Annotated in this window: 23 protein-coding genes and 4 pseudogenes; 13 read left to right on the forward strand and 14 right to left on the reverse strand. The window is 68.7% G+C overall.

What is annotated here, in order from left to right:
- Nucleotides 1-16: 16 nt before the first annotated feature.
- Nucleotides 17-208 (forward strand): hypothetical protein, encoded by a 192-nt coding sequence (locus IOD14_RS21580; protein WP_212671210.1) that lies wholly within the window; start codon nucleotides 17-19, stop codon nucleotides 206-208.
- 90 nt (nucleotides 209-298) lie between these two features.
- On the opposite strand, the gene IOD14_RS21585 is transcribed toward IOD14_RS21580, so the two are convergent.
- The 5 genes from IOD14_RS21585 to IOD14_RS21605 all read right to left on the reverse strand — a co-directional run bounded on the left by IOD14_RS21585 (nucleotide 299) and on the right by IOD14_RS21605 (nucleotide 3,024).
- The gene (locus tag IOD14_RS21585; protein WP_212671211.1) at nucleotides 299-484 is read right to left on the reverse strand and encodes a hypothetical protein; all 186 of its coding nucleotides are present in this window, start codon (nucleotides 482-484) and stop codon (nucleotides 299-301) included.
- Nucleotides 485-505: 21 nt separating this feature from the next.
- Nucleotides 506-703 carry a hypothetical protein gene (locus IOD14_RS21590; RefSeq protein WP_212671212.1) on the reverse strand — a complete coding sequence of 66 codons (198 nt, stop codon included), beginning with the start codon at nucleotides 701-703 and terminating at the stop codon, nucleotides 506-508.
- A 439-nt stretch (nucleotides 704-1,142) separates the two neighbouring features.
- Complete coding sequence (locus IOD14_RS21595; RefSeq protein WP_212671213.1) at nucleotides 1,143-1,613, reverse strand: hypothetical protein; 471 nt, start codon at nucleotides 1,611-1,613, stop codon at nucleotides 1,143-1,145.
- Nucleotides 1,614-1,821: 208 nt separating this feature from the next.
- The gene (locus tag IOD14_RS21600) at nucleotides 1,822-2,181 is read right to left on the reverse strand and encodes a hypothetical protein (protein ID WP_212671214.1); all 360 of its coding nucleotides are present in this window, start codon (nucleotides 2,179-2,181) and stop codon (nucleotides 1,822-1,824) included.
- A gap of 540 nt (nucleotides 2,182-2,721) precedes the next feature.
- Complete coding sequence (locus IOD14_RS21605; protein ID WP_212671215.1) at nucleotides 2,722-3,024, reverse strand: hypothetical protein; 303 nt, start codon at nucleotides 3,022-3,024, stop codon at nucleotides 2,722-2,724.
- Nucleotides 3,025-3,270: 246 nt separating this feature from the next.
- On the opposite strand from IOD14_RS21605, the gene IOD14_RS21610 reads away from it, so the two are divergent.
- From IOD14_RS21610 to IOD14_RS44420, 4 genes and pseudogenes are all read left to right on the forward strand, one after another.
- Nucleotides 3,271-4,878: an ISL3 family transposase gene (locus tag IOD14_RS21610; protein ID WP_249126010.1), complete on the forward strand. Its 1,608-nt coding sequence runs from the start codon at nucleotides 3,271-3,273 to the stop codon at nucleotides 4,876-4,878.
- 106 nt (nucleotides 4,879-4,984) lie between these two features.
- Entirely contained in the window at nucleotides 4,985-5,452 is a 468-nt protein-coding gene (locus IOD14_RS21615) for a hypothetical protein (RefSeq protein WP_212671217.1), read from the forward strand.
- A 178-nt stretch (nucleotides 5,453-5,630) separates the two neighbouring features.
- On the forward strand, nucleotides 5,631-6,356 hold the full coding sequence (locus IOD14_RS21620) for a PH domain-containing protein (protein ID WP_212671218.1): 726 nt from the start codon (nucleotides 5,631-5,633) through the stop codon (nucleotides 6,354-6,356).
- A 258-nt stretch (nucleotides 6,357-6,614) separates the two neighbouring features.
- Nucleotides 6,615-6,974 (forward strand): annotated as a pseudogene (locus IOD14_RS44420) (transposase); the annotation flags it as partial.
- Here IOD14_RS44420 and IOD14_RS21625 read toward each other — a convergent pair.
- Entirely contained in the window at nucleotides 6,965-7,291 is a 327-nt protein-coding gene (locus IOD14_RS21625; protein ID WP_212671219.1) for a hypothetical protein, read from the reverse strand. The pseudogene IOD14_RS44420 and the gene IOD14_RS21625 sit on opposite strands and share 10 nt — an antisense overlap.
- A 615-nt stretch (nucleotides 7,292-7,906) precedes the next feature.
- Here IOD14_RS21625 and IOD14_RS21630 point away from each other — a divergent pair.
- Nucleotides 7,907-8,215, forward strand: a complete 309-nt coding sequence (locus tag IOD14_RS21630) for a DUF6355 family natural product biosynthesis protein (protein WP_212671220.1) — start codon at nucleotides 7,907-7,909, stop codon at nucleotides 8,213-8,215.
- 1,107 nt (nucleotides 8,216-9,322) lie between these two features.
- Here IOD14_RS21630 and IOD14_RS21635 read toward each other — a convergent pair.
- Complete coding sequence (locus IOD14_RS21635; RefSeq protein WP_212671221.1) at nucleotides 9,323-10,102, reverse strand: helix-turn-helix transcriptional regulator; 780 nt, start codon at nucleotides 10,100-10,102, stop codon at nucleotides 9,323-9,325.
- An 86-nt stretch (nucleotides 10,103-10,188) separates the two neighbouring features.
- On the opposite strand from IOD14_RS21635, the gene IOD14_RS21640 reads away from it, so the two are divergent.
- Nucleotides 10,189-11,163 (forward strand): LLM class flavin-dependent oxidoreductase, encoded by a 975-nt coding sequence (locus tag IOD14_RS21640; protein ID WP_212671222.1) that lies wholly within the window; start codon nucleotides 10,189-10,191, stop codon nucleotides 11,161-11,163.
- Nucleotides 11,164-11,460: 297 nt separating this feature from the next.
- Here IOD14_RS21640 and IOD14_RS21645 read toward each other — a convergent pair whose 3' ends face one another.
- Entirely contained in the window at nucleotides 11,461-11,697 is a 237-nt protein-coding gene (locus tag IOD14_RS21645; RefSeq protein WP_212671223.1) for a hypothetical protein, read from the reverse strand.
- A 778-nt stretch (nucleotides 11,698-12,475) separates the two neighbouring features.
- Here IOD14_RS21645 and IOD14_RS21650 point away from each other — a divergent pair.
- Nucleotides 12,476-14,125 (forward strand): serine hydrolase, encoded by a 1,650-nt coding sequence (locus tag IOD14_RS21650; RefSeq protein WP_212671224.1) that lies wholly within the window; start codon nucleotides 12,476-12,478, stop codon nucleotides 14,123-14,125.
- Between the two features lie 143 nt (nucleotides 14,126-14,268).
- Nucleotides 14,269-14,826 (forward strand): hypothetical protein, encoded by a 558-nt coding sequence (locus IOD14_RS21655; RefSeq protein WP_212671225.1) that lies wholly within the window; start codon nucleotides 14,269-14,271, stop codon nucleotides 14,824-14,826.
- Nucleotides 14,827-14,902: 76 nt separating this feature from the next.
- On the opposite strand, the pseudogene IOD14_RS44425 reads toward IOD14_RS21655, so the two are convergent.
- A pseudogene (locus IOD14_RS44425) lies at nucleotides 14,903-15,159 on the reverse strand (transposase); the annotation flags it as partial.
- 692 nt (nucleotides 15,160-15,851) lie between these two features.
- On the opposite strand from IOD14_RS44425, the gene IOD14_RS21660 reads away from it, so the two are divergent.
- The 3 genes and pseudogenes from IOD14_RS21660 to IOD14_RS21670 form a co-directional block, all read left to right on the forward strand.
- A complete protein-coding gene (locus IOD14_RS21660; RefSeq protein ID WP_212671226.1) occupies nucleotides 15,852-17,279 on the forward strand; it encodes a glycoside hydrolase family 43 protein in 1,428 nt (475 codons plus the stop codon).
- A gap of 253 nt (nucleotides 17,280-17,532) precedes the next feature.
- Nucleotides 17,533-18,909 (forward strand): glycoside hydrolase family 43 protein, encoded by a 1,377-nt coding sequence (locus tag IOD14_RS21665; RefSeq protein ID WP_212671227.1) that lies wholly within the window; start codon nucleotides 17,533-17,535, stop codon nucleotides 18,907-18,909.
- Nucleotides 18,910-18,959: 50 nt separating this feature from the next.
- Nucleotides 18,960-19,603: pseudogene (locus IOD14_RS21670) on the forward strand (transposase); the annotation flags it as partial.
- A 267-nt stretch (nucleotides 19,604-19,870) separates the two neighbouring features.
- Here IOD14_RS21670 and IOD14_RS44430 read toward each other — a convergent pair.
- Both IOD14_RS44430 and IOD14_RS21680 read right to left on the reverse strand, forming a co-directional pair.
- A pseudogene (locus IOD14_RS44430) lies at nucleotides 19,871-20,074 on the reverse strand (PHB depolymerase family esterase); the annotation flags it as partial.
- Between the two features lie 562 nt (nucleotides 20,075-20,636).
- Entirely contained in the window at nucleotides 20,637-21,398 is a 762-nt protein-coding gene (locus tag IOD14_RS21680) for a glucose 1-dehydrogenase (RefSeq protein ID WP_212671228.1), read from the reverse strand.
- A gap of 152 nt (nucleotides 21,399-21,550) precedes the next feature.
- Between IOD14_RS21680 and IOD14_RS21685 the strand changes: the two genes are divergently transcribed.
- Entirely contained in the window at nucleotides 21,551-22,183 is a 633-nt protein-coding gene (locus IOD14_RS21685) for a TetR/AcrR family transcriptional regulator (RefSeq protein ID WP_212671229.1), read from the forward strand.
- A 255-nt stretch (nucleotides 22,184-22,438) separates the two neighbouring features.
- Here the strand turns inward: IOD14_RS21685 and IOD14_RS21690 are convergent, their stop codons facing one another.
- The 3 genes from IOD14_RS21690 to IOD14_RS21700 form a co-directional block, all read right to left on the reverse strand.
- On the reverse strand, nucleotides 22,439-22,900 hold the full coding sequence (locus IOD14_RS21690; protein WP_212671230.1) for a hypothetical protein: 462 nt from the start codon (nucleotides 22,898-22,900) through the stop codon (nucleotides 22,439-22,441).
- A gap of 35 nt (nucleotides 22,901-22,935) precedes the next feature.
- Nucleotides 22,936-25,104, reverse strand: coding sequence for an ATP-binding protein (locus IOD14_RS21695; RefSeq protein ID WP_212671231.1), 2,169 nt, complete (start codon nucleotides 25,102-25,104; stop codon nucleotides 22,936-22,938).
- Between the two features lie 139 nt (nucleotides 25,105-25,243).
- Nucleotides 25,244-26,095, reverse strand: a complete 852-nt coding sequence (locus IOD14_RS21700; RefSeq protein ID WP_249126011.1) for an MBL fold metallo-hydrolase — start codon at nucleotides 26,093-26,095, stop codon at nucleotides 25,244-25,246.
- Between the last annotated feature and the right edge of the window lie 42 nt (nucleotides 26,096-26,137).

The following is a 26,137-nucleotide window of genomic DNA, read 5'->3' on the forward strand; positions in this document are numbered from 1 at the left end:
ACCTCCAGGAGGAGACATGGCTCGCAAACCGTTCACCCTGCGCCAGGCCGTACTGATCGGAACTGCCCTAGCCGCCGGCTCAGCCGCTGGGCAGCTCGCCGAGGCGATGCCGGGCGAGCCCCACGGCTTCGGGCACCTCGCCGCCACGGCCACCGCCCTGTGGGTGCTCGACAAGCTCCACCGGCTCATCGACGACCGGGAAAGCTGAATCGTCAGACCCCCGCCACCAGCGGGGAACCGGCCCCGCGCACTCCGGGCGGTTGTGCGCACGTTCGCATCCGGCGGGGAGCCGGCCCGGTCAGGCCCGCACGAGCGGGCCCGCGGCCGCGATGAACGTGTTGTGCGCGGCCCGGGCAAGCGCGCTGCGCCGGTCACGTTCGGCCTGGTCGGGGTCCCGGTGCAGGGTGAAGGTGAGGTCGACGAGGCCGTCGGCGAGGCCGAGGACGCGAAGGTCGCTGGTCAACAGTTGGAGTTCGGCGAGCACCTCGCCCACGGTGGTGCGCGCTTACAGCGCGGCCTGCTCCGCCTCGGGAGCGTCGGCATCCCGCAGGACAGAGCGGGTGATCTGCAGGCGGCGCATCGCGGCGAGCCGGGCGAGGAAGCGGACGCACACGGCGCGCAGTTCCGCGCGCTGCTGCGCCTGCCGGGCGTGCCGGTCACGCCGTGCGGTGGACCGCTCCTGGAGGCGGAAGCCGACCCGCATCCCCCAGCACGCCGATCACGCCGGTGATGGTGGACGAAGCCAGTTCCACGACGATGTCTCCTCAAGGCAGGGCGAGTTGGCCGGCGAAACGACGAACCCCCAGCGTGCGGCCGGGGGTTCGGGCAGGACTACCAGGAGTGCGGGGCGTACTGCTCGATCAGTCCCACCAGCCATCAGCCGGTCGTTAGCGGTCGGCTTCGCTCTCACCGTCTCGAGATGCTGCCACTCCCCCAGCAGGACCGGCTCTGCGTACGGCAAGCTCCCCGGTCTTGCTGGCCCAACAGCCGGGCTGTTGCCTGGACTACGTCGGATCACGTACCCAGGGACGCAGCCAACTCGGAAAAGACTCCGAAGCAGTGCGTTTCGGCGGAGTACACGCGTTGGCCAGCCTCGCAGACGACGCCTCTAGGCATAGGCACCTCGCCGGGTCAGCGCAGCATCAGTTGATCCTTCGGGCAGCCGCGTCGAGGAATGCTCGTACCGCCTGCTCGAACTCGGACTCGATCACGATGAGCTGCTGCTGGTCTTCGGCTGCGTCGATCGCGCCGACCTTGGCACGTACCGCGTCCATCAGGGGACGGAGCACCGGATCGTCTGCCACCAGTTGGAGACGGAAGTCGGCGGTGTCAGCTGCGGCTCCCAGTCTGTCGCTCTCCACCCGCGCTGCCCTGTAGGCGTCCTCGTCGCGCGGGGATGCCCGACGCCGGAACCACACGGTGATCAGGCCACGCTTGAGTTCCGACACGGCGCCGGCATACCCGCTGTAGGCGGCCAGACGTTCCTGGCGCAGGCGCTCCTGCCGAGACGCGTCGTCCGCGCGTTCAGCCATACGCCGCTGGAACAGGTAGGTGCTCATCGAGCCGATCAGCGTGCCGGCCACGGCAACCATGCTGGCCAAGACGGCTTCCACGAGTCGACCACCTCCCATGCTTACTGGGCCGGATTCGCCTCCAGGACAGGATCTGGCCCGCCGCTCGGGGGAAAGCGGCGGGCCAGAACGTGCTCCACGGTGCCACAGCCGACCCGCCGGGAACGCCTTTGTCGGGGAAGTAGCCTACGGATCGGCTGGATGCGCACCTCAGACCGTACGAGGCGGCCGACGTTGGCGACCCCCTGTGTCAGGAGAGGTGAAGCTGCCCCAGCAGCCGGCCGCGGTCGGCCCGGGCTGCCACCAGGTCCGCCAGTTGGCCGGCGTCGCTGAAGCACGGCCCCGCCCAGCCGTCGGGAGCGGCGATGGCTTGCGCACGGACCTCGGTCCCAAAACGCCGGGCGGCCTCGAACAGGCACTCCAAAATGCGGAGCGCCCGGACATCGAGCGCACCTATGTACGCCCACCAGGTCCGTGAAGGCTGGTCGAACTGAGCGACCGACCGTAGGAGTTGCCGCTGCTGCTCGAAGGTGGCCGGGGACGCGGAGGCCGCAGCAGCGGTGACCTCCAGCAGCCACCGTACGGGGTTGGGATTGGGAGTCGACGTCATGGTGCGGACCGTAGCGGCTGACACTGACAACGGCGGCAACGCGACCGGATCCGCACTCAGCAACGAAGTTCGTCGAAGTCGCCTTGTAAGAAGCAGGAGCCAGGCGGACAAGAAGAGGACATGCCCCGTTTAGAGGAGTGCCCGGGCCGGAGCTCTCATCGGCTGCGAAACAGCGGCTGGTGCAGGGGTGGCGGCGGTGGGCCTGGCCTCGGTGAGCAGGCCGTTGGATGTCAGGACGGCTTCGGCGAGGCTGCCCCACGTGCTGCTTTTTCCGGGATCTCGGTGCCGAACTTCATGATGCGGCCGCCCCCGGGGTGGTCCTCGAAGCGAACCCTGTGAACGTAGCCGCGGGGCAAGGACGCCAGGATTGACGCGGACGCCGGGCCCGAGAATGGTCTCCCACATGCCGCTCCCCCAGTCGACAGGCTGGGCTTTGTCGAGGTGGATCAGGAGAGTTCGTCCGTCCTCGACGCGGACGAGCACAGCGGACCCGAGCGGCTCGGGATAGGTGAACTCGGCAGCGATGTCCTGCTCTCGCGGTCAGGCGGCCAGGTGGGCCTTGGCGAAGAGGTGATTGACGCTGTCCTTGCCGTGTTCCTTGCGGCCGCACGGACGGCCGTCCCCGCCGCTGCCGTAGTGCGCGAAGTGGCAGATCTTGTCGGTGCACCGCCTGGTCGTGAGCCGGCGGCCGCAACCGCCCTCGAACTTGGTGCCATACCAGATAGGGACGTCCTCGTGCTCACTGCGGAATACGTCCAGTTCCTCAACTGTCTCAGGACACAGCGCCGGCTCGTCAGAGTCCGGACTGCCGAAAACCGCGGTCTGGATGAGGCGTCGGTCCATCCTGCGCCCCCGCTCTGGACGAGTGACTACTCAACGTTGTGCTCTCGGGTGGCATTAACGGTCTGATTTGGGCTCTGGCACAGATCTTGTGGAGTCGTCGCAGAGCGTTACTACGGTGTTCGAATGTGGGGGGCTGCTTCCCCGTGAGACCGCGTGCGCCGTGCCCCCGAACAACGGTTGCTGACGCTCCGTCAAGTCGGTGCGGAACTCCGCGCTCCGGGGCGGTCGCCAGTGACGGTGCCGGTCATGCAGACCGACGCGCTGTTCTGGAAGACGCTCGTGTTCGACGGGGTCGACGAGGTGGACGTGGAGAAGGTGACTGCTGCCTTCGGGACGATCGACATCGTGGCCAAGGGCCGCACTACGGGTGCGACCTGCCCTGACTGCGGCCGCCCCTCAGAGCGCGTGCACGGCTCCTACCAGCGCAGACTGCGGGATCTGCCGCTCGGTGAGCGGAGCGTCGTGATCCTGCTGAAGGTCCGGCGCTTCGTCTGTGAGGCAAGGACATGTCCGCGCCGCACGTTCGTCGAATCGTTCGCGTGGCTGACCTGCCCGTACGCGCGTTTCACCACCCGGCTCGGCCGTCTCCTGGAGCACATCGGTCTCGCACTTGCCGGACGGGCCGGCGCCCGGATGGTGGCCCAACTGGGCCTTGATGCCGGGCGGATGACGCTTCTGCGCAGGGTGATGGCCTTGCCGGATCCGCAGTTCAACACGCCGCAGGCGGTCGGGGTCGACGATTTCGCCACCCGCCGTGGCCACTCGTACGCCACCGTGATCACGGATGGTGAACGCCACCACCCCATCGATGTGCTGCCCGGCCGCGAGGCCGCGCCGCTGGCGGCCTGGCTGAGGGTGCATCCAGGAGTAGAAGTGATCTGCAGGGACCGTGCGGGGGCGTATGCCGAGGGTGCCGCGCTTGGCGCCCCGGACGCGCTGCAGGTCGCGGACCGGTTCCATATTCTCCAGAACCTCAACCAGGCCGTCGAGAAGTGCGTCGCGGCTCATCGCGACTGCCTGCGTACCGTCGTCCCACCACCCGATCCTGCGACCACCGACGCACAGATCGCCGAGATCGAGATGCTCGCCACCGCGGTGCCCGCCGGCCGCAGGGCCGAGCGGATGCGGGCCCATCATGCCCTGGTCCACGGCCTGTTGAAGGAGGGAATGGGGCTGCGGGCCATCGCCCGCCATCTCGGCTGGGGACGGCACACCGTCCAGCGATACGCACGGGCCGCCCGCTGGCAGGACATGGTCACCGGGCGCCGAACCCGTTCCAGCCACCTCGACGTGCACCAGTTCTACCTGCAACGGCGCATCGACGACACCTACGGCGTGATCACCATCAAGGATCTGCGAGAGGAACTCGCCGCGCGAGGCCACCGAGTGCCCTACAGCAGCTTGCGAGACTGGGCCCGCAGCCGCTTGGAGTGGCCCGATGCACCCGCGCCGACCGCTGCGGCACCGTCGGTGCGCACGGTCGTCGGCTGGATCACCCGCCACCCCGACACCCTCACGGAAGACGAAACCAGCCAGCTCAAGGCCGTCCTCGATGCCTGTCCCGAGCTGGATCAAACCCACCAACTCGTACGCGCCCTCACTCAGATGCTCGCCCGGCGCACTGGCGCCGACCTGCCGGACTGGATCGGCACCGCCCGCGCCGCACGGCTGCCAGGGATGACCGGCTTCGCTCACGGACTCACCACCGATCTCGAAGCCGTGATCGCCGGACTCACCGTGCACTGGAGCTCCGGCGGCACAGAAGGCGCCGTGAACCGCATCAAGAAGATCAAGAGGCAGCTCTATGGCCGTGCCGGATTCGAACTCCTCCGCAAGATGATCCTGCTCCAATAGCGTCTCACCACAGGCTCTGCAGCCAACGCTGGCCACGCCAGCGACTGCGACGGGCTGAGAAGATCGATGGGAACGTCAGATTCCCTCGCGACCGAGACGGACAGGAATGTCGAAGAGACTGCCCATAGAGCGGGCCCAGGAGCGGCTTCGACATGAGCTGAGCCATGGACAACAACCTCTCGCCGAACTGGGCGTGGACGAGGTGTGGCTGAGGTTCGTGCGCTTCGGCTCACAACGCTTCGACGTCGCGAACACTCCCGACGCGGATGGCCTGCTCTGCCAGTACGGAACCCACGCCTTCGATGGGCCGCCTGCCTTCACCCTGGACTTTGCCCGCCAGTTCGAGGTCAACGGTGCCTCAGGCGAGCATGATCATTACATCCAGCTCCACTGCGAACTCCGGTACGAACCCGTCCTTCAACTTCGGGCGCTGGGGCACTTTGAGTCCTGGTTCTTCCACGACACGGACGAGGAACTCGACGGCTGGGCCGACGGCCTCAGGCTTCACGAATTCTGGACGATCGTCCCCAACTTCCATCCCACGGAAATCAGGGTCTACCAGGAACAGGTGTGATCACAGCCGCGAATCGACCTGCCCGGTGACGCTCTGCGACGACTCCACAAGATCTGTGCCAGAGCCCAAGTCAGACCGTTAATGCCAGACCGGGACCCGCCGGAAAACCCGACAGCAACCGGACTTACGCTCTCCCCAGTCGCGCACCTGTTTGGTGCGCCTGGGGAGGGAACCGTCGATGCACGATGGTGGCGTGGAGCGCGAGTACCGGAAGCGGCGGAAGGTGCCGCGGACGTACCTGCTCCTGCTGAGTGTGGTGATGCTGAACGCACTCATCCAGAGCGGCCGCGTCTCCGACGGGATGCAACGCTGGATACCGGCGGTGATCGTACTGCTCATGGTGACGACCGTCGTGCGGATCGTCCTGGAGCAGTACCGGGCGTACACCCACGTCACGGCCGCCGGCATCACCGCACAGGGCCCCGTGCGATCGCGCACCTGGGCCTGGCAGGAGGTGTACGACATCCGGGTGCAGCCGGCCCCGCGCGGCTCAGGCCGGATGGCCCCGCAGTGGATCACCTACCTCTACGACCTCGAGGGCCGCCGCTTCCAACTCCCGCACCTCAACGACTGGCAGCTGGACGACCCCTACGCCGAGGTCTCGGAGCTGTGTCTGGCCGCCGCCCCGTACCGCAGCCTCACCTGGGAACGGCGCTCAGAGATCGAGGAGCGGATCCTGCGGCGGGCCGCGCGGCGCAAGGCGTGGACCTGGGCCGCGTACGGCACGCTCATCGTGTTCTTCGCCATGTTGGCCGTCGATCTCTATCGTGTCGCCGTCGGGCTACCGGAACACATGCTCCTACTGCTCGCCTGCGTGCCACTGACCTCCCTCGTCGCCCTGGGCGCCGTACTGCAGTGGTACTGGACAACGCGTCTGCCGCCCACCCTCGCGCAGCAGCCGTAGCCGTCGCCAAGGCCCACGGCCGGATCGGCAGCGGCTTTCGCGAACACGCCCGGCTGTTCGCAGAACACGCCAGACTCCTGTCCGCCCCAGGGCGAGTACTTGGCCTCCTGACCGCGGCACCGTGCCGGCAGCTGCCGTAGGCCCGCCTGCCCACGGCCGGATCAGAGGACGTCTGCGGGGATCGAGACCGAGCGGGCCCCTCCGCGGCATACACGCGTGCCGCCAAGCCAGTCGCAGACTCCGCAGGGCATACGGGTGCTTCGCAGCTCGGAAACGGCCGACCGATGGACATGGGTGGTGATCGCGGCCTACGCCCAGCTCCGACTGGCCCGCCCGCTGGCCACCGACCTGCGGCGGCCCTGGGAGAAGCCGACCAAGCCGAACAAGCTGACACCAGCGCGTGTCCTCAGGGGGTTCAGGAACCTGCACGCGAAGACCGGCTCTCCGGCTGGTGCACCGAAACCGTCTCAGCCCGGTCCCGGCCGGCCACCCGGCTCGAAGAACCGCTGCCCGGCACCCCGCCATGATGTGGGCCGGATCCTCGCCACCGGTGAGGCCTACAGCCGTCCAACCCATCACCACAACGGAACGAAGCCCAGACGCGTCAGTCAGGACTGACGCGGCAATGCAGCAGACGGATCCCGCCCGTCCAGCACATCAACCCATGTGACTAGAGACCGTGACGGATCAACACCCAGCAGGAACACCGTCTCCTGTTCACGCTCCAGCTCGATGACCCACGGCGATGGCGTCCCCTCTGGAGCCGTCAGCACGTAGTTGCGGCAGATCCCGTGAAAGGGAAGGCTCGAGATCGAGTCCGCGATCGGGTCTCCCGGATGTGAGTCCCGCAGCAGGGCAACTATCTCGCCAACAAGATCAGGGCAGACATCAGCCAGGCGCAACGGGCTCTTCTCGGGACTCTTGCGGGACTCCATGCCCCGAAGCATGTCAGGTCCCCCCAGCCACCTGCTCGACCGAAGCAGCAGTGCGCACGTTAAACGACAAGGTAAGAACCTGTTCCTGATCCTCAAAAGGGCAGGTCGCGGTCCTCGTTTCGGCCCAGACCGAAAGAAGTCGCCGCTGCCACCGAGTCGAGAGCAAGCTGAACCCGGAACCCGGTGCACGGCGGATCGCTATCGCGCTTCTGGTGACTCGTCCATGAGGGGAAACCGATCTTCAAGAAAACCATGCAGGCAACAGCGGCGTTGTCGCCACAAGCGCGATTACCGGCGCCGCTGCGACATCGCAGGCCAGCGAACAGGCGGTGCAGCAGACTGATTTTGCAGAGATCGTGCATGACCCCATGTGCTGACAGCAATGACACCGCCGCGTGAGTATTGGAGCGCTGCCCCAATCGACGGACGCGCCATCCCGGTCGACGGGCGGACCGCGGTGTGCCCGACACCGCGGCAGCCGGGGGCCCTTGTCCGTGAGCCGGGCGGCGCGAGTGCCGCCTTCACCTCGCGTGCCGTCAGCCGCCGCAGGCAAGTCACCTTTCACCAGTCGAAGTCGCCTCCTTCCGTCGACTCGCACAAGTGAGGAACCCTTCCATGCAGAAAACCGCAAGCAAGCTCCGCCTCGCCGCAGCCGCGTTCAGCGCTGTACTCCTCGCGGGCACGGCGCTCTCCGGAAGTGCCCACGCCGCGCCCGAGGGGAAAGCCGGGGTCAAGGCCTGCGGCTACTACGAGACGCAGACAGACGCGTACTACGGACACTGCGGCAGCACCTGGGTCAAGATCCAGGTCGACATCGACTGGTGGCCGACCGACATCAAGAGGTGCGTCCCGCCGGGCGAGACCCATCTCGGCACGACCGACGGGATCGACAACGCCTGGGCCATCCCGGGCACCTGCGGCTAGCCCCGCCCAGTCCCGTCTCGTCACCTGTGCCGGGAAGCGCCGCGACCGGGCGCTCCCAGATCCGTGAGGAGCGCCTGCGAGTCCCTTGAGGAGACGTGGCACATCTGTCGCGGAGCCCCGCGAAACGCCCGCCGTCCGCCCCTCCCCGTCGACGGGTTGGACGGCGGCCTCGGACGGCGGCTGCGGCACCTCGCCGACGCCCGGCACCACACGACCGACGACAGACCCTGCCGCCGACCCGCGCAGCAGGACCTACCCCGTTGCGCGCTGAAAGGGGTTGCGCGTGCTTAGGCTGCTCGGCTTCCTCGACGACTTCGGTTAGTCGAGCGAGTTGGCTGCGACGCCGCTGGCGGCTCAGGTCCAAGCGTCCGGCAGGCCCGGCGGTGTGACTTTCCGCCCGCGCCGGTGAGATGACGGCCGATCACTTCATGCGCCGGACACCGGACCGCTACGAAGATCCCGGACCATCCCCTCCCGTGGACTTCGTGAAGGAGTCCCGCCGTGCGGTTCCACCATCGCCCGGACTGCGGCCGCCGCGCTGCCCGTACTCACCGTCCTGCTCACCCCCACCACCGCCACCGCGCACCCAGCCGCCAGCCCCGGCGACACGATCGCGCTGCCGGTCCGCGACGCCCTCGCCGCACTTTCCGTCCACACCGAGTCCCGCACCAGGTACGAGCGCACCAAGTTCCGGCACTGGACCGACACCGACCGCGACGGCTGCAGCACCCGCAACGAAGTCCTCCTCGAGGAAGCCATCACCTCCCGAGCATGACAGCAGCTGATGGCTACCGGCGGGAGCTGGTACTCGCCTTACGACGACACCTACTTCACCGCGGCCCGCGCCCTGGCATCGACCACCTGGTCCCGCTCGCCGGCGCCTGGGACTCCGGCGCCTCAACGCCGTGCGGCCGGGCCGGCAGCGGGCCCGCGCGTCACATCAGCCAGTTCGTGATGAGTCTGTCAGGCCACTTGGCTGCCCGGGGCGATACGTCTCAATGGCATGGTGAGGATCGGCTGGGAGGCGGTGTCCACGGCAACCGGCGACGCGGTGGGTGGTGGTTCGGACTTCCTCGTGCTTGACGACAACGGCCGCATCAAGACCGATTACATGTTCCCGGGCTCCTGAGTGGCGGCAGCACAAGCCATTGCCCCGGCGGCTGCTGAGAGAGCCTCGGCCGTCGCCGGGTCGGCCGGCAGGAACGCCTCCAGCTTCAGCTCGGCAAGCGTCACGTCGACGGCGGTCGCGAAGGTCGTCACAGTCGTCATCAGGCGGAGCTCACCGTACGAGGACCGCAGGCGGAGCGGCACCGCGAAACCGAGTTGCCCGGCGGACGGCTCCAGCTCGGGAACATACCCGGTGAGCTCGGCGCGCAACTCCTCCAGATGGCCAAGGCGCACCAGGATGTGGCGCGCCCACTCGGCGAGGTTGAGGATGCGGGGAGCCAGTCCGTCAGGATGCAGCGCCAGGCGGTAAATATTCGTGCCCGGACCCACCAGCTCGTCAGCCGCGCCCTCCGTGATCAGGTCGAATGCGGTGTTCGCGGCGATCAGGTCACCGCCTCGGTCCACAACCAGCGCCGGATACGGCAGATGCCCGCGGAGGATGTGGTCGATCGCCGTGCGCACGGGGGCCAGCACCGGATCGTCCAGCGAACTCTCCGGGTAGGCGGGCGCATACCCGGCCGCCAGTAGCAGCTCGTTGCGCTCCCGCAGCGGCAGCTCCAGCGACTCGGCCAGGCGCACGACCATGTTCCGGCCCGGGACAGACCTGCCAGATTCAATGAAGCTGAGGTGGCGCTGGGTGGTGCCCGCTCGCAGCGCCAGATCAAGCTGGCTGACATGACGGCGGGTACGACGTTCACGAAGCGCACGAGAGAAGTCCACGGGCCTGTTGTATCGGCGGCGAAGGGTCCCAGGCCATTCCCCGCAGGGAATTGTCGCCACTCGTACCGGTCGTGAACATTGCCGGCATGGACATCGGTGTACTGCTTCCGACCGGAACCGCCCAGTGGGGCCCTGCCGACGACCCTCGCGAGCTGGTTGCCTTCGGCCGCTCCGCCGAACGCTTGGGGTTCTCCTCGCTCTTCGCCAACGATTCTCTGATCAGCCCGCGCATCGAGGCGCTCACGATGCTGGCCGCACTCGCGCCGGTGACCGAGACCGTGACGCTGGGTACAGCGGCACTGATGCCGTTCCTGCGTCGGCCGATCCAGGCCGCGCAGGCACTTGCGTCGATCGACCTGCTGTCTGGTGGTCGGCTCACCGTGACCGTCGGCGCCGGCTTCCCCGGCCGCTTCGGGCGGCCCCTCTACACACTGTCCGAGCTGCCGTGGGAAAGGCGCTTCGCCCGCCTGGACGAGACTGTCGCGCTGTGGCGGGCCCTGTGGGACGGCGCCGACGCCTTCCACGGCGAGATCCTCAGGTTCGATGACATCCCGCCCACGACCAGGCCGCACCGAACCGGCGGCCCGCCCATCTGGCTCGGCGGCGCGACCCCCGCAGCGCTGGCCCGCACTGGCCGACAGTACGACGGATGGCTGCCCTACCCGCCTGACCCCGCCGACTACGCGTCCGGCCTCCGCAACGTCCACAAAGCGGCGACCGAGGCGGGACGCGAGACCGAGGACATCACCCCTGCACTATTCGTCTCGGTCCGGATCGACAACGACATCGAGAGCGGCCGTCGGGCACTGGACGACTACGCGCGGGCCGCATACGGCATGCCACTGGAGGAGCTGGAAAAGATCCAGGCAGTTGTCACCGGCTCCGCGGACCAGGTGCTTGAGCACCTGGGACGGTACGTCGCCGCCGGTGCTCGGCACATCGTCGCCCGCCTCGGCGCCCTGGACCTGCACTCCCAGCACGACCAGCTCGAACGGATCGCAGACCTGATCCCCTGCGTCCAAGCGGCAGCGGATCACGCCTCCACCTCGGAAAGCTCCTGAACCTGGCCCAGTCCTCCTTGCCTGCTCTGCTGATGGAGATCCACGTTCGCGGCCTTCGGCCTTCGTAACCCTTGCGGACCGAGACGAGGTTGTGGTGGGCGAGGATCTCGATGTGCTTGCCGAGATTGCCGTCGGTGAGCTGCGGCCTCGCCTTCAGATAGGCGAAGTCCGCCTGATGGACCTCGGCGAGGACCACGAGCAGTCCGAGCCGGGTCCGCTGGTGGACGACGTCGTCCAGGTGCACGGTGGCGGAGACGTCGGGAGTCTGCCGCATCTCTGGTGCGGCCTCCTGGCGGCTCATGCAGCCAGCCTCCGCTCCCGCCGCACGGCGGCCAGTCCACCGGCCAGCAGAAGCAGCCCGGCCGCCCCGGTGATGATCGCAGGCGCACCGTCGAAGTAACCCGACTGCGACTGGAACCAGCCCAGGTCGTACGCCGCGCGGTACAGCTCGTTCTCCAGCGTGGCTGTGAACGTCCCCAGCACCCCGATGACGGCGAGAAGCGCCCCGAAGGTCCCGAGGTAGGCGATCGGCAACCGCGACGCCGCGGCGGTCCTGCCGCCCCGGCTGTGGCACCTACACCGCGCCCCATCACCCTCATCTGGGCCCACGGGCAGCTACACCGACTCCCTAGTCGACTGGTGCCGTCAGAAGCTCGCGCTGACCTTGGAGATCGCCAAACGCACCGACGACATGTCCGGGTTCATAGTGCTGCCCAGCTGCCGGGTAGCAGAGCGCACGTTAGGCTCCGCCGGCCACCTGTATGCCTCAGCCTCATGTCTGTGGGCCACGTCCGTGCGCGGCCCTGGTGCGAACCGCTGTGGCAGACCGGGCAGTTGCCGGCCACCGCCCTCGGTGCCCTGAACACGCCGAGGAGGACGGAGCGGCCGTGCTGTGTCGTGCGCACGGACAAGGCGAACGGTGCCCCGAGTGCAGCGCGGGTGACCAACATGAGCTCTTCGTTCTCGGAATGCCGACGCCCGCCCGTGAGGAACCGGGGCGTTTCAGTGATCTTGACCCACTCGTCAGAACGGATGGGCGGGGTCTGCGGATGGCTGTATCTCCTCCAAGTCCATCCGGCTGAGGTAAACCCGCCGAATGTCCGTCAGGCTCAGAAAGAGATGGCCGCCGGGGAAGGCGGTATCGCACCCCAGCGCCGCCAGGCACGATGGGCCATCGGGTTGCCTGCCGGCGTCAATGTGCGGGGAGGTGCGACACCTTCAGGACCTCGTCCGGTGCAAGCCGCTTGACGGCGTGCGCCGGATCCCCCGAACGGTCCGCCCAGCCGCGACAGGCGTCAGTGAGGGGGATTTCATGGACGCCATGTCCCCACTCGACAGCGCATGCCGCCGGCCCCTTCGCTCCGCCGCGGCACTGGGCCTGGTGGCGGCGCTGGCCGTCGGCTGTACACGGTCAGATGCCGACACCACCGCCGCCGCCGTCGCCCGCCCGGCCGCCAAGACGTCGCCGCTGCCCACGGTCCCACCCGCCCAGCCACCGTCACAGCTCACCCGAGCCAAGGTCGAGACCGCGGTGAGCCAACTGGACGGCGTAGTGCAGGACGTCATGCGCCGCACCGGTGTGCCCGGAGTCGCCGTGGGCGTGGTGTATGACGACAAGGTGATGTACCTCAAGGGGTTCGGCGCGCGGAAGGTGGGCACGAAGGACCGGGTCGGAGCGGACACGGTCTTCCAGCTCGCCTCGGTCTCCAAGCCCCTTGCCTCCACCGTGGTCGCCGCGGCCGTGGGTGAGAAGACCGTCGGCTGGGACGACCCGGTCGTCAAGTACACCCCCGGCTTCGCGCTGAAGGACCCGTGGGTCAGCCGCCATGCCACGCTCGCCGACCTGTTCTCGCATCGCAGCGGACTGCCCGACCACGCCGGTGATCTCCTGGAAGACCTCGGCTACGACCGCTCCTACATCCTGGACCACCTGCGCTACGAACCGCTGGCCCCCTTCCGGGCCCACTACGCGTACACCAACTTCGGGCTGACCCAAGCCGCCGTCGCCACCGCGCGGGCGGCGGGGACCAACTGGGAGAAGCTGTCCGCCGACAAGGTGTACCGGCCGCTCGGGATGAACTCCACCAGCTCTTCGTTCGCCGACTACGAGAAGGCGGGCAACAAGGCCGCCCTGCACGAGAAGACCGACGGCACCTGGCGAGCCACGTACGTGCGCGACCCGGACGCCCAGAGCCCGGCGGGCGGAGCCAGCTCCACGGTCCGGGACATGACGAAGTGGCTGCGCCTGCAATTGGGCAACGGCACATTCGAAGGGCGCAAGGTCGTCGACGCCGACGCTCTGGAGCAGACCCACCTGCCGCACATCGTCTCCGAGCCGCCGCACTCGCCCGCGGGCAGGGCCGGGTTCTACGGACTCGGCTGGAACGTGAGCTACGACGACCAGGGCAGGCTGAAGCTCGGCCACTCCGGCGCCTTCGCCCTGGGGGCGGCCACCAACGTGGCACTGTTGCCCTCGGAGAGGCTCGGCATCGTCGTCCTGACCAACGGCGAGCCCATCGGCGTTCCCGAGGCGATCTCCACCACCTTCTTGGACACGGCGCAGACCGGCGGGCCGACTGTCGACTGGCTGACGTTCCTCGGGCCCGTCTTCAAGCAGGCGACGGAAGGCGAACGCTCGCCGGTCGACTACAACAAACCGCCGGCCTCGCCCACACCCGCCAAGGCGACCAACACCTACACCGGAACCTACGCCAACGAGTACTACGGCCCACTGACCATCAGCGCCCAAGGCGGCGAACTCACCATGCAACTTGGGCCCAAGAAGCAACGCTTCCCCCTGCGCCACTACGACGGTGACACGTTCAGCTACCGCACCACCGGCGAGAACGCCGTCGGCCTGTCCGGCGTGACGTTCACCGTCGGGTCCGGCGGACGCGCCGACAAGGTCCGGGTCGAGAATCTCAACACGACCGGTCTCGGCACGTTCACCAGGAACGACTGAGGCCGGCGAAGACGAGATACCGGTAGGTCATGCGCTCGACTTGAGCAGTCAGGGCCAAATCGCCGATGATCCGCCGCACCACGAGACGGTCGGGGCTGTCCGACCGGTACCCATCACCCGGCCGGCACCTCTACGCTCCGGACATGGTGACTCAGCCCGAGGACCAGGGCAGGGACGTCGTCGAGAACGTCGGCGCGGACCGTCCGCTGCTTGGGGAGCGCTGGCGGGCGTTGTCGCGCCGCGCCCAGGTGACGGTCGCGGTGTCGTCAGGCGCTGTCGTCCTGGGCGCGGTCCTCGGATACGTCGTGGCCACGCGCCCTCCGCCCCCACCGCCAGACCCGGTCGCCGCCACCACTGTCCGGATCACCGGCGTGCAGATGCCTGAGGTCTCCAGCCTCGATTTCGGCGTCACCGTCCGCATCGCATCAGCCTCCGCCGTGACGCTCACGGGGACGAGAGAGGGCTACGACGGCTTCCTGCAGACCCGGCCAGTACCGGTCGCCGTTCTCCCGCCAGGTCGCGTCCTCGTCCTGCACACGCGCCTCAACGTGTACTGCCAGTTGCCCCTCCCGCCACCCGGAACGCCGCTGCTGTTCGTGACCGTGCGCAACACCCGTCGCGAGGGCAGGGCTCCGGTCGTACCCACCGCGGCCCAGACCGCCGCCATCGACGACGCCGTGCAGCGGATCTGCGTGCACTGAGCCGAGTCACCGCGCCCGCGGCACGAACGGGTCCCCAACTGCGATGCGGCCGCGCCCGTAAGCTTGTTCTATATGGTCTAAGTCGGTTTCGTTCGATGATGCTCTCGGGTCGTTTCACGGTCTTGCCCACGTCGTAGCGGTTGGCTGGCCGCCGGTTCTTCGAGCCAAGTGGCTTTCCTGGTCCGGGAGTTGAAGGTTTCGGTGCACGGGCCGGACAGGTGAGATGTGGGCGGAGGTTTCTGAACCCCCGGCGGACTCTGCCGGGGTGAGCCGGCCGGGCTCGGCGGGCTTCTCCCACGGCCGCCGCAGGTCGGCGGCGGCCTCGCGCAGAAGGTCGCCGGAGTACAGGCGGACCTGAATCAGAACCTGGGCAACCCCTGGTCAGACCTCTTGTCGGCCAGGGACTGTGCCATGGATTTCTCCGCACTGTTAGCCCTCGCGTTCGCGTCCGGCTCGTGGGGGCTCGGGGGATGTCGATCGCCGGTAGTCACGGTCGGTCCTGTGCGGCGACGGGGCCGTCGGTCGTGATGGAACGTGCCGCGTCGCGTCTCCCGTCCCGCGCGCCACGCCCAGGGGGCCGGGTAAGTGCCGGATCGCCCATTTGCACGATCGATTATTCGGATGTGTCGGATGTATTGACGCGCTCCCTTTTCCAGATTTAGCCTCTGTCCGATTTCGCGAACAGTGTTCGAAATACCGTTCAACTGGCCTGATTGGACAGTGAGTTGCTCATAAAGGCTCCCGGCCGAAGCGCCGCGCACCTGAAACGCCTTCACGGGCGCTGAGAAGCACAGACACCCGGCTCGTGCCGCAACCGCCCCATCTGGGCGGACGCACGTGCTCGCGTGCCTGACCCGCCATCACCACGGCGCCCTGGGCGAAGCGGTGAAACGCCGCCGTTCGGATCCCCCTGTCCGGCCCACGCGGTGTCCGGGTCCTGTCCCGTCCATTCCGAGACCAAGTTCCCCCCGCCACACCGCTCCCCCTTCGCCCGGCGGTGCCACCCGCACCCGACAGGAGATCCCATGTATGCGCTCCGCGCCCGGCTGACGGTGATATTGCTCGCCGTCTGCCTCCTCTTCACGGGCCAAGCCCTCACCACACCCCAGCAGGCGGCCGCCGCCGACCCCGGCTACCTGATGGTGCACTTCACCAACGACTCCGCGACCGGTCAGATGCTGTACCTCGCGCACAGTGCGGACGGCATGCACTGGAACGACCTCAACGGCGGACAGCCGGTCCTCAACTCGAAGATCGGCACTAAGGGCGTGCGCGACCCCGCACTGGTGCGCTCCCCCGACGGCAGCAAGTACTGGATCATCGCGACCGATCTGTGCGTCCGCTGCGGCTCGACGTACCAGAACGGCAGCCCCAACTTCGTGGTGTGGGAGTCGACAGACCTGGTGACCTGGTCGAAGCCGTGGCTGCTCGCCGCCGCCTCACTGGTCCCCGGCGGAAAGAACGCGTGGGCGCCGGAGGCGATCTGGAACCCCGAGACCAACGACTACGTCCTGTACTGGGCAACGAACGCCACGCTGAACGGCATCAACAAGTACCGCATCTACGCCGCCCGCACCACGGACTTCCACTCCATCACCACCCCGCAGATCTGGATCGACCCGCCCGGCAGCACCGCGGTCGTCGACACCCAGATGACCGAGGTGCCCGCAGGTACCGGCCCCTACCGCTACCTGAGGGTCTCCGGCGACGGCCAGAACAACGTCGAGGGCAGCAACTCGATCCTCGGGACGTGGACCAACCTCGGCAACCTCTCCAGCATCGGCCTCACCGGCAATGTGGTCGAAGGGCCGGTCTGGATGAGGTTCCAGGACCGCAATGAGTGGGCCCTCTACATCGACTACAACAGCCCGCAGGGCGTACGCGAGTACAGGCCGATCCTCACGACCAACCCGTTCGACGTCAGCTCCTACCGGCTGCAGCCGACGACCAGCTACGACATGGGTGGCACCGCCAAGCGCCACGGCGCGATCATGGCCCTCACCTCCGCCGAGGAGAGCCGCGTGCTCGCCCGCTGGCCCAACACCCCGGCGCAGCGGCTCCAGTCGTACAACTTCCAGGACCGGTACGTGCGCCAGACCAACTTCGACGTGCGCATCGACCCGAACGTCACCCCCGTCGAGGACTCCCAGTTCCGGCTGCGGCCCGGCCTGGCGGGCGCCGGCACCGTCTCCTTCGAGTCGGTGAACTACCCCGGCTACTACCTGCGTCACCAGAACTACGACTTCCAGCTCGTCCTGAACGACGGCTCCGCCCAGTTCGCCGCCGACGCCAGCTTCAACAAGGTCGCCGGACTCGCCGACCCCACCTGGTCGTCCTTCGAGTCGTACAACCACCCCGGCCTCTATATCCGCCACTACGCCTACCAGCTCCGCCTCGACCCCATCACCACCGCTCTGGGCCGCGGTGACGCCACCTTCCGTGTGACGAACTGACCTGCATCGCCAGGAGTGCCGGCGCCGCCAGATCGGCGCCGGCACGGATGCGTCACCCCAACCCCGCACGTCCGCACGGCCCTCATGGCGGCACCAAGGCCTGGGACAACACGAGAGCGTGGGCCCAGGCACCAGTCGGCTCACCGCGGCTGCCTGACGCTGACGAGGGATCGAACCTGTGGGCGGCTCCAGACCTGGGCCGCCCACACGTTTCGGATCCGCCCGCACCTTTCCTACGCCCCGGAGGCACCAGATGAGTGCAATCCCCCTCCCGTCGCGCCGACTCTTCCTCGGCATGGCCGCGGCCGTGCCGCTGTCCACCACCGGCGTGCTGACCCTCGGCAGCCGGTCCGCGAGCGCCGCGACGACCTCCCCGTTCGTCATGGCCTACTTCACCCAGTCACCGAGAAACCTCGGCACGGACTACGGCCTGCACCTCGCTGTCAGCACCGACGCGCTGCAATGGATGCCGCTGAACCAGAACAACCCCGTCGTGACCCCGACTGCGGGCGACGGCGGTCTGCGCGACCCCTTCATCCTGCCCAAGCAGGACGGCACCTTCGTCGTCATGGCGACCAACCTGAAGGGCACCGACTGGACCAAGAAGACCCCGTACATCCACGTCTGGGACTCCGCCGACCTGCGCTCCTTCGACAACTACCGGCTGCTGAAACTCCACGACATGGCCACCCACACCTGGGCGCCCGAAGCCTTCTGGGACCCTTCCCGCGGCCAGTACGCCCTCACCTACTCGGCCGTCAACAGCAGCGGACACAACGTGATCATGGTGAACTACACCACGGACTTCCACACGGTGACGGCACCGCAGGTCTTCTTCGACCCGGGCTACGACATCATCGACGGCACCCTGGCCAAGGACGTGAACGGCGTCAACTACCTGTACTACAAGGGCCGCAACAGCCTGGTGGGTGCGAGGTCCACATCCCTCGCCCCCGGCAGCTTCAGCCAGTTCACCTCGGGCCTGGCGCCGCAGGGAGGCATCGAGGGCCCGATCCTCGCCGAGACCTCCGACACCTGGTACCTGTGGGGCGACGCCAACGCGCTCTTCTACACCTGGCAGACCAACGACCTCTCCACCGGAACCTGGACCGCCACCGACCGGCGCGTCTACACCCAGCCGCTGAACTCCAAGCACGCCGACATCAAGCCGATCCCCCAGACGGTGTACGACGACATGATCGCCAGGTGGGGAACGCCCGCCTGGAACCGGCTGAAGTCCTACAACTTCCCGGACCGATACTGGCGGCAGGTCGATTCCCTCGGCCGCATCGACCCGTACCCGTTCGACCCCTACACCGACTCGCAATGGAAGCTGGTGCCGGGGCTGGCCGACCCCTCCGGCGTCTCCTTCCAGTCCCTCAACCAGCCGACCCGCTATCTGCGGCACTCCTTCTACCAACTGCGGCTGGACGCCAACGACAGCACCACGAGGTTCGCCGAGGACGCCACCTTCCACAGGACCGCCGGGCTCGCCGACCCGTCCTGGTCGTCGTTCCGCTCTCACAACCACCCGGACCGCTACATCCGCCACTACGCCTACCAACTGCGCATCGACCCGATCTCCACCGCTACCGGCAGAGCCGACGCCACGTTCTCCGTCTGGTACTGAGGGGGACTGCAAATCGTTCGGTGTAACTCCCGATCATGGAAAATGCATCGATGACCAGTGAGAACGTGGCCGAGCACGAGGCTGTCGAGTCGGCAGCGGATGTGTCGGCGAAGGCCGTGGACGACCATCCGATCGAGGAGCCGGTGACCAGGGCCCAGGCTGAGGGCCTGCATCTGACGGGTGAGGGCGGGCTGCTGCAGCAACTGACCAAGCGGCTGCTGGAGTCCGCTCTCAAGGGTGAGATCACCGATCACCTCGGCCATGACAAGCACGATCTCGCAGGCAAGAACGGCGCCGACTCCCGCAATGGCAAACGCTCCAAGACCGTGCTGACAGACCTGGGACCTGTGGAGATGGCCGTCCCCGTGACCGTGATGGCTCGTTCGAACCGAAGATCGTCAAGAAGCGGCAGAGGCGCCTGCCCGGCGTCGCCGAGATGGTCATCTCGCCGGCCGCCAAGGGCCTGACCACCGGTGAGGTCCAGGCCCACCTTGCGGAGGTCTAAGGGACGGAGGTCTCCCGGCAGACGATCTCCACGATTACGGACAAGGTCCTGGAGGGCATGGCTGAATGGCAGAGCCGACGCCTCGACGCCGTCCATCCGGTGGTCTTCATCGACGCCATCCATGTCAAGATCCGCGACGGCGCGGTCGCCAATCGGCCGATCCATGTGGCCCTGGCCGTCACCGCCGAGAGGGCTGGGGACATGTCTGTGTTCCCGTTCAAGGGACATGCCTGTGCTCTCTTTCACCTGTTGCTCTGACCGGACCACCTGGCCGGACAACACTGAGTGGTTCGAGAGCGCGAAAAGGTTGCCGCAAAGATCCGCAGATATTTTCTCGCCTCGAGCGCTTCCAGTGCGCAGGGGAGCACGGCGAGGCGAACGTCGGCGGCGGTGGCGAACGCCTGATGGCCGTTCCTGTCCCTGTCGATCACGTCGACCACGCCGTACCGACGGCGCAGGGTGACAGCGATCCATGACGATGCCGCAGATCGGCACGGACGCGGCGAACAGGGCGGGAGAGACGGCGGTCATCTTCATGCTCATGTAGCCGCCGTTGCTGCAGCCGGCGACGTAGATCCGGTCGCGGTCGATGCGGTGCTTGCGCGCCACGTCGTTGATGATCTCGTGGATGAAGGGGGCGAAGCGGGGGCCGTCCTCCATCCAGTAGGAGGTGCTCTGCGGGGCGACGACGTAGGCGCCGTCGAAGATGTGCTGCGCCAGGGGGATGGCGAAGCCCAGGGCACCGCGGTTGGGTTGCGGGCGCCGCGCGCGGCCCGTGGTTGTCCTGCGTGCCCCTGCCCCGACCGCTCTCCCGGCCAGGCCGTGCGCGCCGAACCCGAACGTGACGCCTTCACCGACTCCGACCAGAGCGACGAGCCCCGCGACTTCATCGCCGACTCCGGGCGCACCCTGCTCGTCGGCGGCCGGTGATCGGCTTGGGACGTGGCCACACACCGCCATACGAGATCGGGACGCCTGCCGGACGGTGCGGTGACCGCGGTCAGCCTCGACGGGCGGACCCTCGCACTGGCCGGTACTGACGGTGACAGCGCCTCCCGGCTGTGGCGGCTGCCAGCGGGGACGGCGGACCTCGTCGGGTATCACGCGGCGGCCGACTCGGAGCTCGGCGTCGGCGTGTACGTCGTGAACGGCCCCGGTACGACGGCGCAGTTGAGCGCGTACCCCGGGGGCGTGCCTTTCCTGACCAGGCGCGCCCGGCAGCTCAGACCGCCGACCAGCCGTCGTCCACCGGCAGTACCACGCCGTTGATGTTGCTCGCCGCGTCGGAGGCGAGGAACACGATCGCGGCGGCCTGCTCCTCGGGCTGCGCGAGGCGCCCGAGGTTGACGAAGTGCGGGCCGAGGGCGGCGGGCCCGTGGGCCTCCTGGTCGGCCTCCACCACGATCGCGGTCGCCGTGCCGCCCGGCGCGATGGCGTTGGTGCGGATGCCCTGCTTGCGGTACATCACCGCGAGGCTCTTGGTCAGGCCCACGACGCCGTGCTTCGAGGCGGTGTAGGCGGCGCCCGCCGCGCTGCCGCGCAGGCCGGCCTCGGAGGCGGTGTTCACGATCGCGCCCCGGCCCACCGCCAGCATGTGCGGAAGCACGGCACGCGTGAGCAGGAAGGGCGCGGTCAGGTTGACCCGGACGACCCGCTCCCACTCCGCGTCGCTCACGTCGGCGAGCGCCGACATCCGGTCCATGATGCCGGCGTTGTTCACCAGGACGTCCACCCCGCCGAACCGCTCCACGGCGGTCCGGGCCACCTCGTCCACCACGGCCTGCTCGCTGAGGTCCCCGGTGACGGCGACGGCGGTGCCTCCCGCCTCGGCGATCTCCTTGACAACCGCCTCCGCGCCTTCGGCGTTGAGGTCCGCGATCAGTACCCGGGCGCCCCGAGCCGCGAAGGCCAGGGCCGTCGCGCGCCCGATGCCCGAACCCGCTCCCGTGACGATGACGCCGCGTCCGTCGAATTCGTCGGCCATGTGGTGCTCCTGTCGATGGCTGCCTGGCCCCCGCGCGGGCGCTTCGCCCTGCGCTGTCGCTACCCTACGACTTAGTGTCTTCGAGTGACATAAATTGGTGGTGGAGAATTTCCGGAACAGCGATCAAGCGATCACCGCAGCCGGAGGAACCGATGACCGCAGCGCGCGGACGCGCGGGACGACCGCCCCTGACCGAGGAGCGCAAGGCGGAGATACGCCTGGAGATCGCCCGGGCGGCGGTGGAGCTGTTCGTCGCGCAGGGCGTGGCGGCCACCACCGGGGAGCAGATCGGTGAGGCCGTCGGCGTCTCGGCGCGCACGGTGTGGCGCTACTTCCCCAGCAAGGAGAGCTGCGTGAGCCCACTGTTCTCGGAGGGCATCGGCCTGATCGCCGCCCTGCTGCGGGAGTGGGCCCCTGACCAGCCCCTGGAGCAGCTCTTCGACCGAACCCTGGCGATCGAGCTCGGCATCGTCGCCGGTCCCGACCGGCCCACGGTCGGCGACCTGGTCCGCCTGACCCGCAGCGAGCCGGGTCTGCGGGCCGTCTGGCTGCAGACATACGACGAGGCGGAGCCGGCGTTCGCCCGCGCCCTGGCCGAGCGGGCCGGGCTGCCCCATGGCGGCTTCGAATCGGCGATCCGGGCGGCCATGTTCAACGCGGCACTGCGCGCGGCCGTCGAGCACCACGCCTGGCGCACCGCCGACACGGCGCGCGGGACGGCGGAGGCCGAGCTGGTGGAAACCCTGCGCTCGGCCCTCGCCGTCGCGGCCGACGGGGTGAAGTAGGCCCACGGGATGCGTATCGCGGCTGCCAGGGCCCGTTCTTCATCCTGCTTCGCCGATGGCGCGTTTGCCGGATTTGCCGGGGAGGCAGTCGTGCCCGGCTTGGCTGGGAGACATGCGGCGGTCACTGACCTGCCGTGCACAAGACAGCACTGCGCCCGCCCACCCGCGCGGTGCAGGACCCGCAGACAGGGAACTGGGTGCCCGCCCACACCGGGCGCCGACGCGGATGTCGCAGTTCGGCTCTTCGGCTCGGTCTCACGTGCCGCCGAAACGATGGCGGAAGTCCTCGGCCAGGGTGACGCCCGCGGCCTCGACCAGGTGGCCGACCACTGGATGGAGGATCAGGCTCGTCACGGCGCCGGCGAGTGCCGGGAGTCTGCGGCGGAACCAGCGCAGGACGTACTCCATGGTGGACAGGTCCGGTTCGGGGGCCGTGGCCGATTCCTCTAGTTCGTCGAGGAGTTCGCGGGCCCGCTCGGCGTCCGGCTCGTCCTCGGGAACGAGATCTCGCAGGCGGGCGAACTCGGCTCGGAGCGCGGCCAGTTCGGCTTCAGTGACTGGGTCGGCCACGGGCCTGCCGCCCGTGTTCTGCGTGACGGTGTTGTGCCGTCCGACGATCACCTGGCCCGACACCGCGTGCGTGCGTACGTCGTAGTGGTCGGCGTGGTCGACTCGGTCGTTGGGGTGCTCCTGGTCCGCGGCGCGGCGCTCGGCCATGGTGCGGGCTCCTTGCGGTGGATGGATCGGCTGGCTCATGTGGTCGACGGCAGGGGTTCGGTGGGCCCACGGGGCGTCGGTGTCGGCTCGGGCGAGACGGACTCGCTGGGCTCGGGCGGAACGCTCGGTCCGGCGGGTGTGGCCGGGTCGGCGGCCACGGCGACCCCGGTGACGTCCATCGTGAGGTCGTCCTGGCCCCAGTCGTCGCGAATGGTGACCGTGGCCCGGTAGGTGCCCGGTGTTCTGGGCCTGAACGTCACGGTGAAACGGCACACCCGGGACCCCGCGGGTGGCGGGCAGTCCGTCAGCCGCACCTGCCAGTTGGCCTTGTCGGTCACGTCCAGGGACTTCTCGTCGTCACAGGGGAGCCATTTGTCGAACACGACTTCGCGGGTCTCCCGTTCGGGCACCGTGACCTGCCCGAAGTCGGGTGCGGTGATCGGGTACCGGATGCATTCTCCCGAGCCGTCGGGTCCGGGCAGCCTCGGGAGGTCCGTGGACGCGGACGCCGCCGGCGACGACGCGCTCGGCCGTGGCCCGGACGACGACGGCGAGAAGGGCCGCGGTTCGGCGTCCGGGGGTGTGGCGTGGGCGCTGTACGCGGAGGCCGACGCCGGTGCGGGCGGCGCGGCGATCGCCGGTTGCCCGTGGCCGGTGTCGGCCAGGGACACGAAGACACCGCCGGCGATCAGGGCCGCCACCGCGGTTCCGATCGCCGCGGGATTCGTGGCGAGTGCGCTCAGCCCGGTCCTGCCCGTGGCCGTCGTGTTCCTTCCTCCCGCGCCGAGGGCGTTGTGGAGGGCGGCCGCGCCCGCTCCGGCACCGCCGCCGGCCGCCGCCGCGACGACCACCGCCGTGAGTCCCAGGGCCTTGCGGCGTACGTCCTCCTCGTGAGCGAAGTACGCCTCGTCCACTGCCGACCCGAGCGCCGCGGCCGACGCCCGACCGTGCTCCAGGACCACCCGCCAACTGCCCCACTGCAGGGACCGTGCCAGCAAGGGCGCGGCGGCCCGTGCCAGATCGCGTACGGCGGTATGGTCCTCGCGCCGTGCCGCGTCGGTCAGCACCTTGGCGATCACGGTGGCCTCGGCCGCGGCCTGCTGCCGAGTGGCCCCGGTGGACAGCCAGTGCGTCAGCGCGGGGGCGAGCTCTCCGGCGTCCGGTGCCCCGCCGACGTGCCGGAGGACCAGGGTGGCGAAGTCGCCCCGGCTGCGGAGTCCCGGCGCGTCCCGCTCGATCAGGTTCAGTCCCTCCAGGGGCTCGAGCGCCGGGCCCGACGGGCCGGCCTCGGCGGTGAGCACCTCCAGGAGCGTGGACGACACGGACAGCGGTGAGAGGGCGGACAGGGTGCGCAGCAGCCGTACGGCGTCGTCGTTCAGCCTCGCGGCCGCGCCCACCGCCCGTGCCGTCTCGTCGGCCGCGAGCCCGCTGCCGTCGTGGTCCTCCCCCGCGTTCTCCGCCGCCCGGACGGCGGCCGCGCTCTGCACCAGGGTGAGCGGGTGTCCGCGGACGGTGCCGATCAGCTCGCACGCGGCGGCTCGCTCGGCGCCATCGGGTGTGCGGCGCAGCTCGCGCGCGAGCAGGTCCAGCGAGGCGCCCTCGGCAAGTCCGCCCAGTCTCAGGGTGCGCGCCTCCTCCGCCGGGCACCGAGCGACGGCGGCCACCAACAGATCGCAGCCGGGGGCCGCGTCCGCCAGGGCGGTGAGGTCCTGCGCCGAACCCTCGAAGTCGTCGACGACCAGCAGCGCCTGGACCGTGCCCATCAGGCGGCGCATCCGGGCCGGTTCGGGCTTGTAGTCCTCGGTCTCGAAGCAGGCGTGAAAGAGTTCCTGGATCACGTCCTCCACCGCGAGCCCGGCGGCCGGAAGGTAGACGAGTTCACGGTCGAGCGCGAGCTGGTCCGCCGCGTAACGGCGCAGCAGCGCGGACTTGCCGATGCCCGGGGGCCCGTACACCTGGACGAGATGGCCGTCGCCCAACCACTCGTCCACGGTGGCGAGTTCGCCCGCCCGGCCGAGCAGTTCCGCGGGGCGCCGGGGCAGGGCCCGGCCTGCGGGACGGTCGCGCCGACGAGTCGGGGGCGGGCCCTCGGAGCGGGGGGTCGCGGTGGAGCCGTACTGTGCGTTGATCACCACGTTGTGGTCGCCGACGACGATCTGCCCACCGACGTCCCCGTCGACCCGCAGTGTGTTCGAACCGGCCATGCGCTCCCCATACGTCGCCCTCGGGAACCATCGTGTCGGCGGTGGTTGGCACTCACGCGACAGTTCTTCTTTTGCCGGTGAGTTGAGCGAATCTGTCCGTATGGGTCTCTGCCTGCTCGGAGTGCGACGGCAAGGACGGTCACGTCCCCGACGGTCGCGGTTGTTCCGGCGGTACCGAACTCTCGGCGGCCGCCATCCACTGGTCCAGGTCGGCCTGGGTGAAGTCTGCCCACGGGGGGATCTCGGGGAGCTGACGGAGGAGGTCGTAGGCCTCGGGGACCTTGGGGCCGCGGAGGACCGGGGAATGGCAGCCGGCGATGACCTCGGCGTTCAGGCGTTGGAAGTCGTCCACGACCGCCCGGAACTTCTGGGTGTCCAGCAACGCGACCCACGGGGAGACCAACCGTCCGCCGAAGAACTGGCCGTCACGGAATTCGTCCGCGGACAACGCCGCTACGTCCGGCATCGGGGCGGGGACGTTCGTGGCGAAGGTGTCGACGGCCCACAGGACGCTGGTCTTCGGGTCGAAGAGGGCGCGGGTTGTGGGGTTGTCGTACAGGGGTGGTCGCTTGGCGACCAGGGTGCGGTCGCCCGCGTCGATCGTGTCGCCGTCGGTCATGAAGCGGCACCGGTTGATGGGAGTCTCCCACTCCTCGGCCATGCGGCCGAGGGAGAACCATGTCGTCAGCAGGGTCGCGTTCGGGCATTCGGCGAGGACCGCCAGGAGGTTGCCGGCGTGGTCGCGATCGTCGTGGGTGAGGAAGATCCACCGGACGTCCAGCGGATCCACGACGGACCAGGCTGCCTCCAGCCACTGGGAGCGCACTGCGGGCGCCCCGGTGTCCACGAGAACCGGTTCGGCTCCCCGAATCACCATCGAGTTCATCGGAAAGTGGCCGACCGGCGGGGCCTCGAGGGCCCACGGGATGACGAACGTCTCCTCGGCGATCTTGTACGGCTGCAGAAGGTTGAACGTTTCCATGATGGGCATCGCTGCTCTCCTTAGGACGGAGTCGCCGCAGCATCCATGAAT

It is taken from the genome of Streptomyces sp. A2-16 (assembly GCF_018128905.1).
Classification (GTDB): domain Bacteria; phylum Actinomycetota; class Actinomycetes; order Streptomycetales; family Streptomycetaceae; genus Streptomyces.

Excerpts from the sequence above, each read along its gene's own strand:
- IOD14_RS21580 (WP_212671210.1), top strand. The coding sequence starts at position 17 with ATGGCTCGCAAACCGTTCACCCTGCGCCAGGCCGTACTGATCGGAACT.
- IOD14_RS21620 (WP_212671218.1), top strand. The coding sequence starts at position 5,631 with ATGCACGATGGTGGCGTGGAGCGCGAGTACCGGAAGCGGCGGAAGGTG.
- IOD14_RS21660 (WP_212671226.1), top strand. The coding sequence starts at position 15,852 with ATGTATGCGCTCCGCGCCCGGCTGACGGTGATATTGCTCGCCGTCTGC.
- IOD14_RS21590 (WP_212671212.1), bottom strand. The coding sequence starts at position 703 with ATGCGGGTCGGCTTCCGCCTCCAGGAGCGGTCCACCGCACGGCGTGAC.
- IOD14_RS21630 (WP_212671220.1), top strand. The coding sequence starts at position 7,907 with ATGCAGAAAACCGCAAGCAAGCTCCGCCTCGCCGCAGCCGCGTTCAGC.
- IOD14_RS21685 (WP_212671229.1), top strand. The coding sequence starts at position 21,551 with ATGACCGCAGCGCGCGGACGCGCGGGACGACCGCCCCTGACCGAGGAG.
- IOD14_RS21610 (WP_249126010.1), top strand. The coding sequence starts at position 3,271 with ATGCAGACCGACGCGCTGTTCTGGAAGACGCTCGTGTTCGACGGGGTC.
- IOD14_RS21615 (WP_212671217.1), top strand. The coding sequence starts at position 4,985 with ATGTCGAAGAGACTGCCCATAGAGCGGGCCCAGGAGCGGCTTCGACAT.
- IOD14_RS21690 (WP_212671230.1), bottom strand. The coding sequence starts at position 22,900 with ATGGCCGAGCGCCGCGCCGCGGACCAGGAGCACCCCAACGACCGAGTC.
- IOD14_RS21665 (WP_212671227.1), top strand. The coding sequence starts at position 17,533 with ATGAGTGCAATCCCCCTCCCGTCGCGCCGACTCTTCCTCGGCATGGCC.
- IOD14_RS21700 (WP_249126011.1), bottom strand. The coding sequence starts at position 26,095 with ATGCCCATCATGGAAACGTTCAACCTTCTGCAGCCGTACAAGATCGCC.
- IOD14_RS21680 (WP_212671228.1), bottom strand. The coding sequence starts at position 21,398 with ATGGCCGACGAATTCGACGGACGCGGCGTCATCGTCACGGGAGCGGGT.
- IOD14_RS21605 (WP_212671215.1), bottom strand. The coding sequence starts at position 3,024 with ATGGACCGACGCCTCATCCAGACCGCGGTTTTCGGCAGTCCGGACTCT.
- IOD14_RS21625 (WP_212671219.1), bottom strand. The coding sequence starts at position 7,291 with ATGGAGTCCCGCAAGAGTCCCGAGAAGAGCCCGTTGCGCCTGGCTGAT.
- IOD14_RS21600 (WP_212671214.1), bottom strand. The coding sequence starts at position 2,181 with ATGACGTCGACTCCCAATCCCAACCCCGTACGGTGGCTGCTGGAGGTC.
- IOD14_RS21640 (WP_212671222.1), top strand. The coding sequence starts at position 10,189 with ATGGACATCGGTGTACTGCTTCCGACCGGAACCGCCCAGTGGGGCCCT.
- IOD14_RS21655 (WP_212671225.1), top strand. The coding sequence starts at position 14,269 with ATGGTGACTCAGCCCGAGGACCAGGGCAGGGACGTCGTCGAGAACGTC.
- IOD14_RS21695 (WP_212671231.1), bottom strand. The coding sequence starts at position 25,104 with ATGGCCGGTTCGAACACACTGCGGGTCGACGGGGACGTCGGTGGGCAG.
- IOD14_RS21650 (WP_212671224.1), top strand. The coding sequence starts at position 12,476 with ATGGACGCCATGTCCCCACTCGACAGCGCATGCCGCCGGCCCCTTCGC.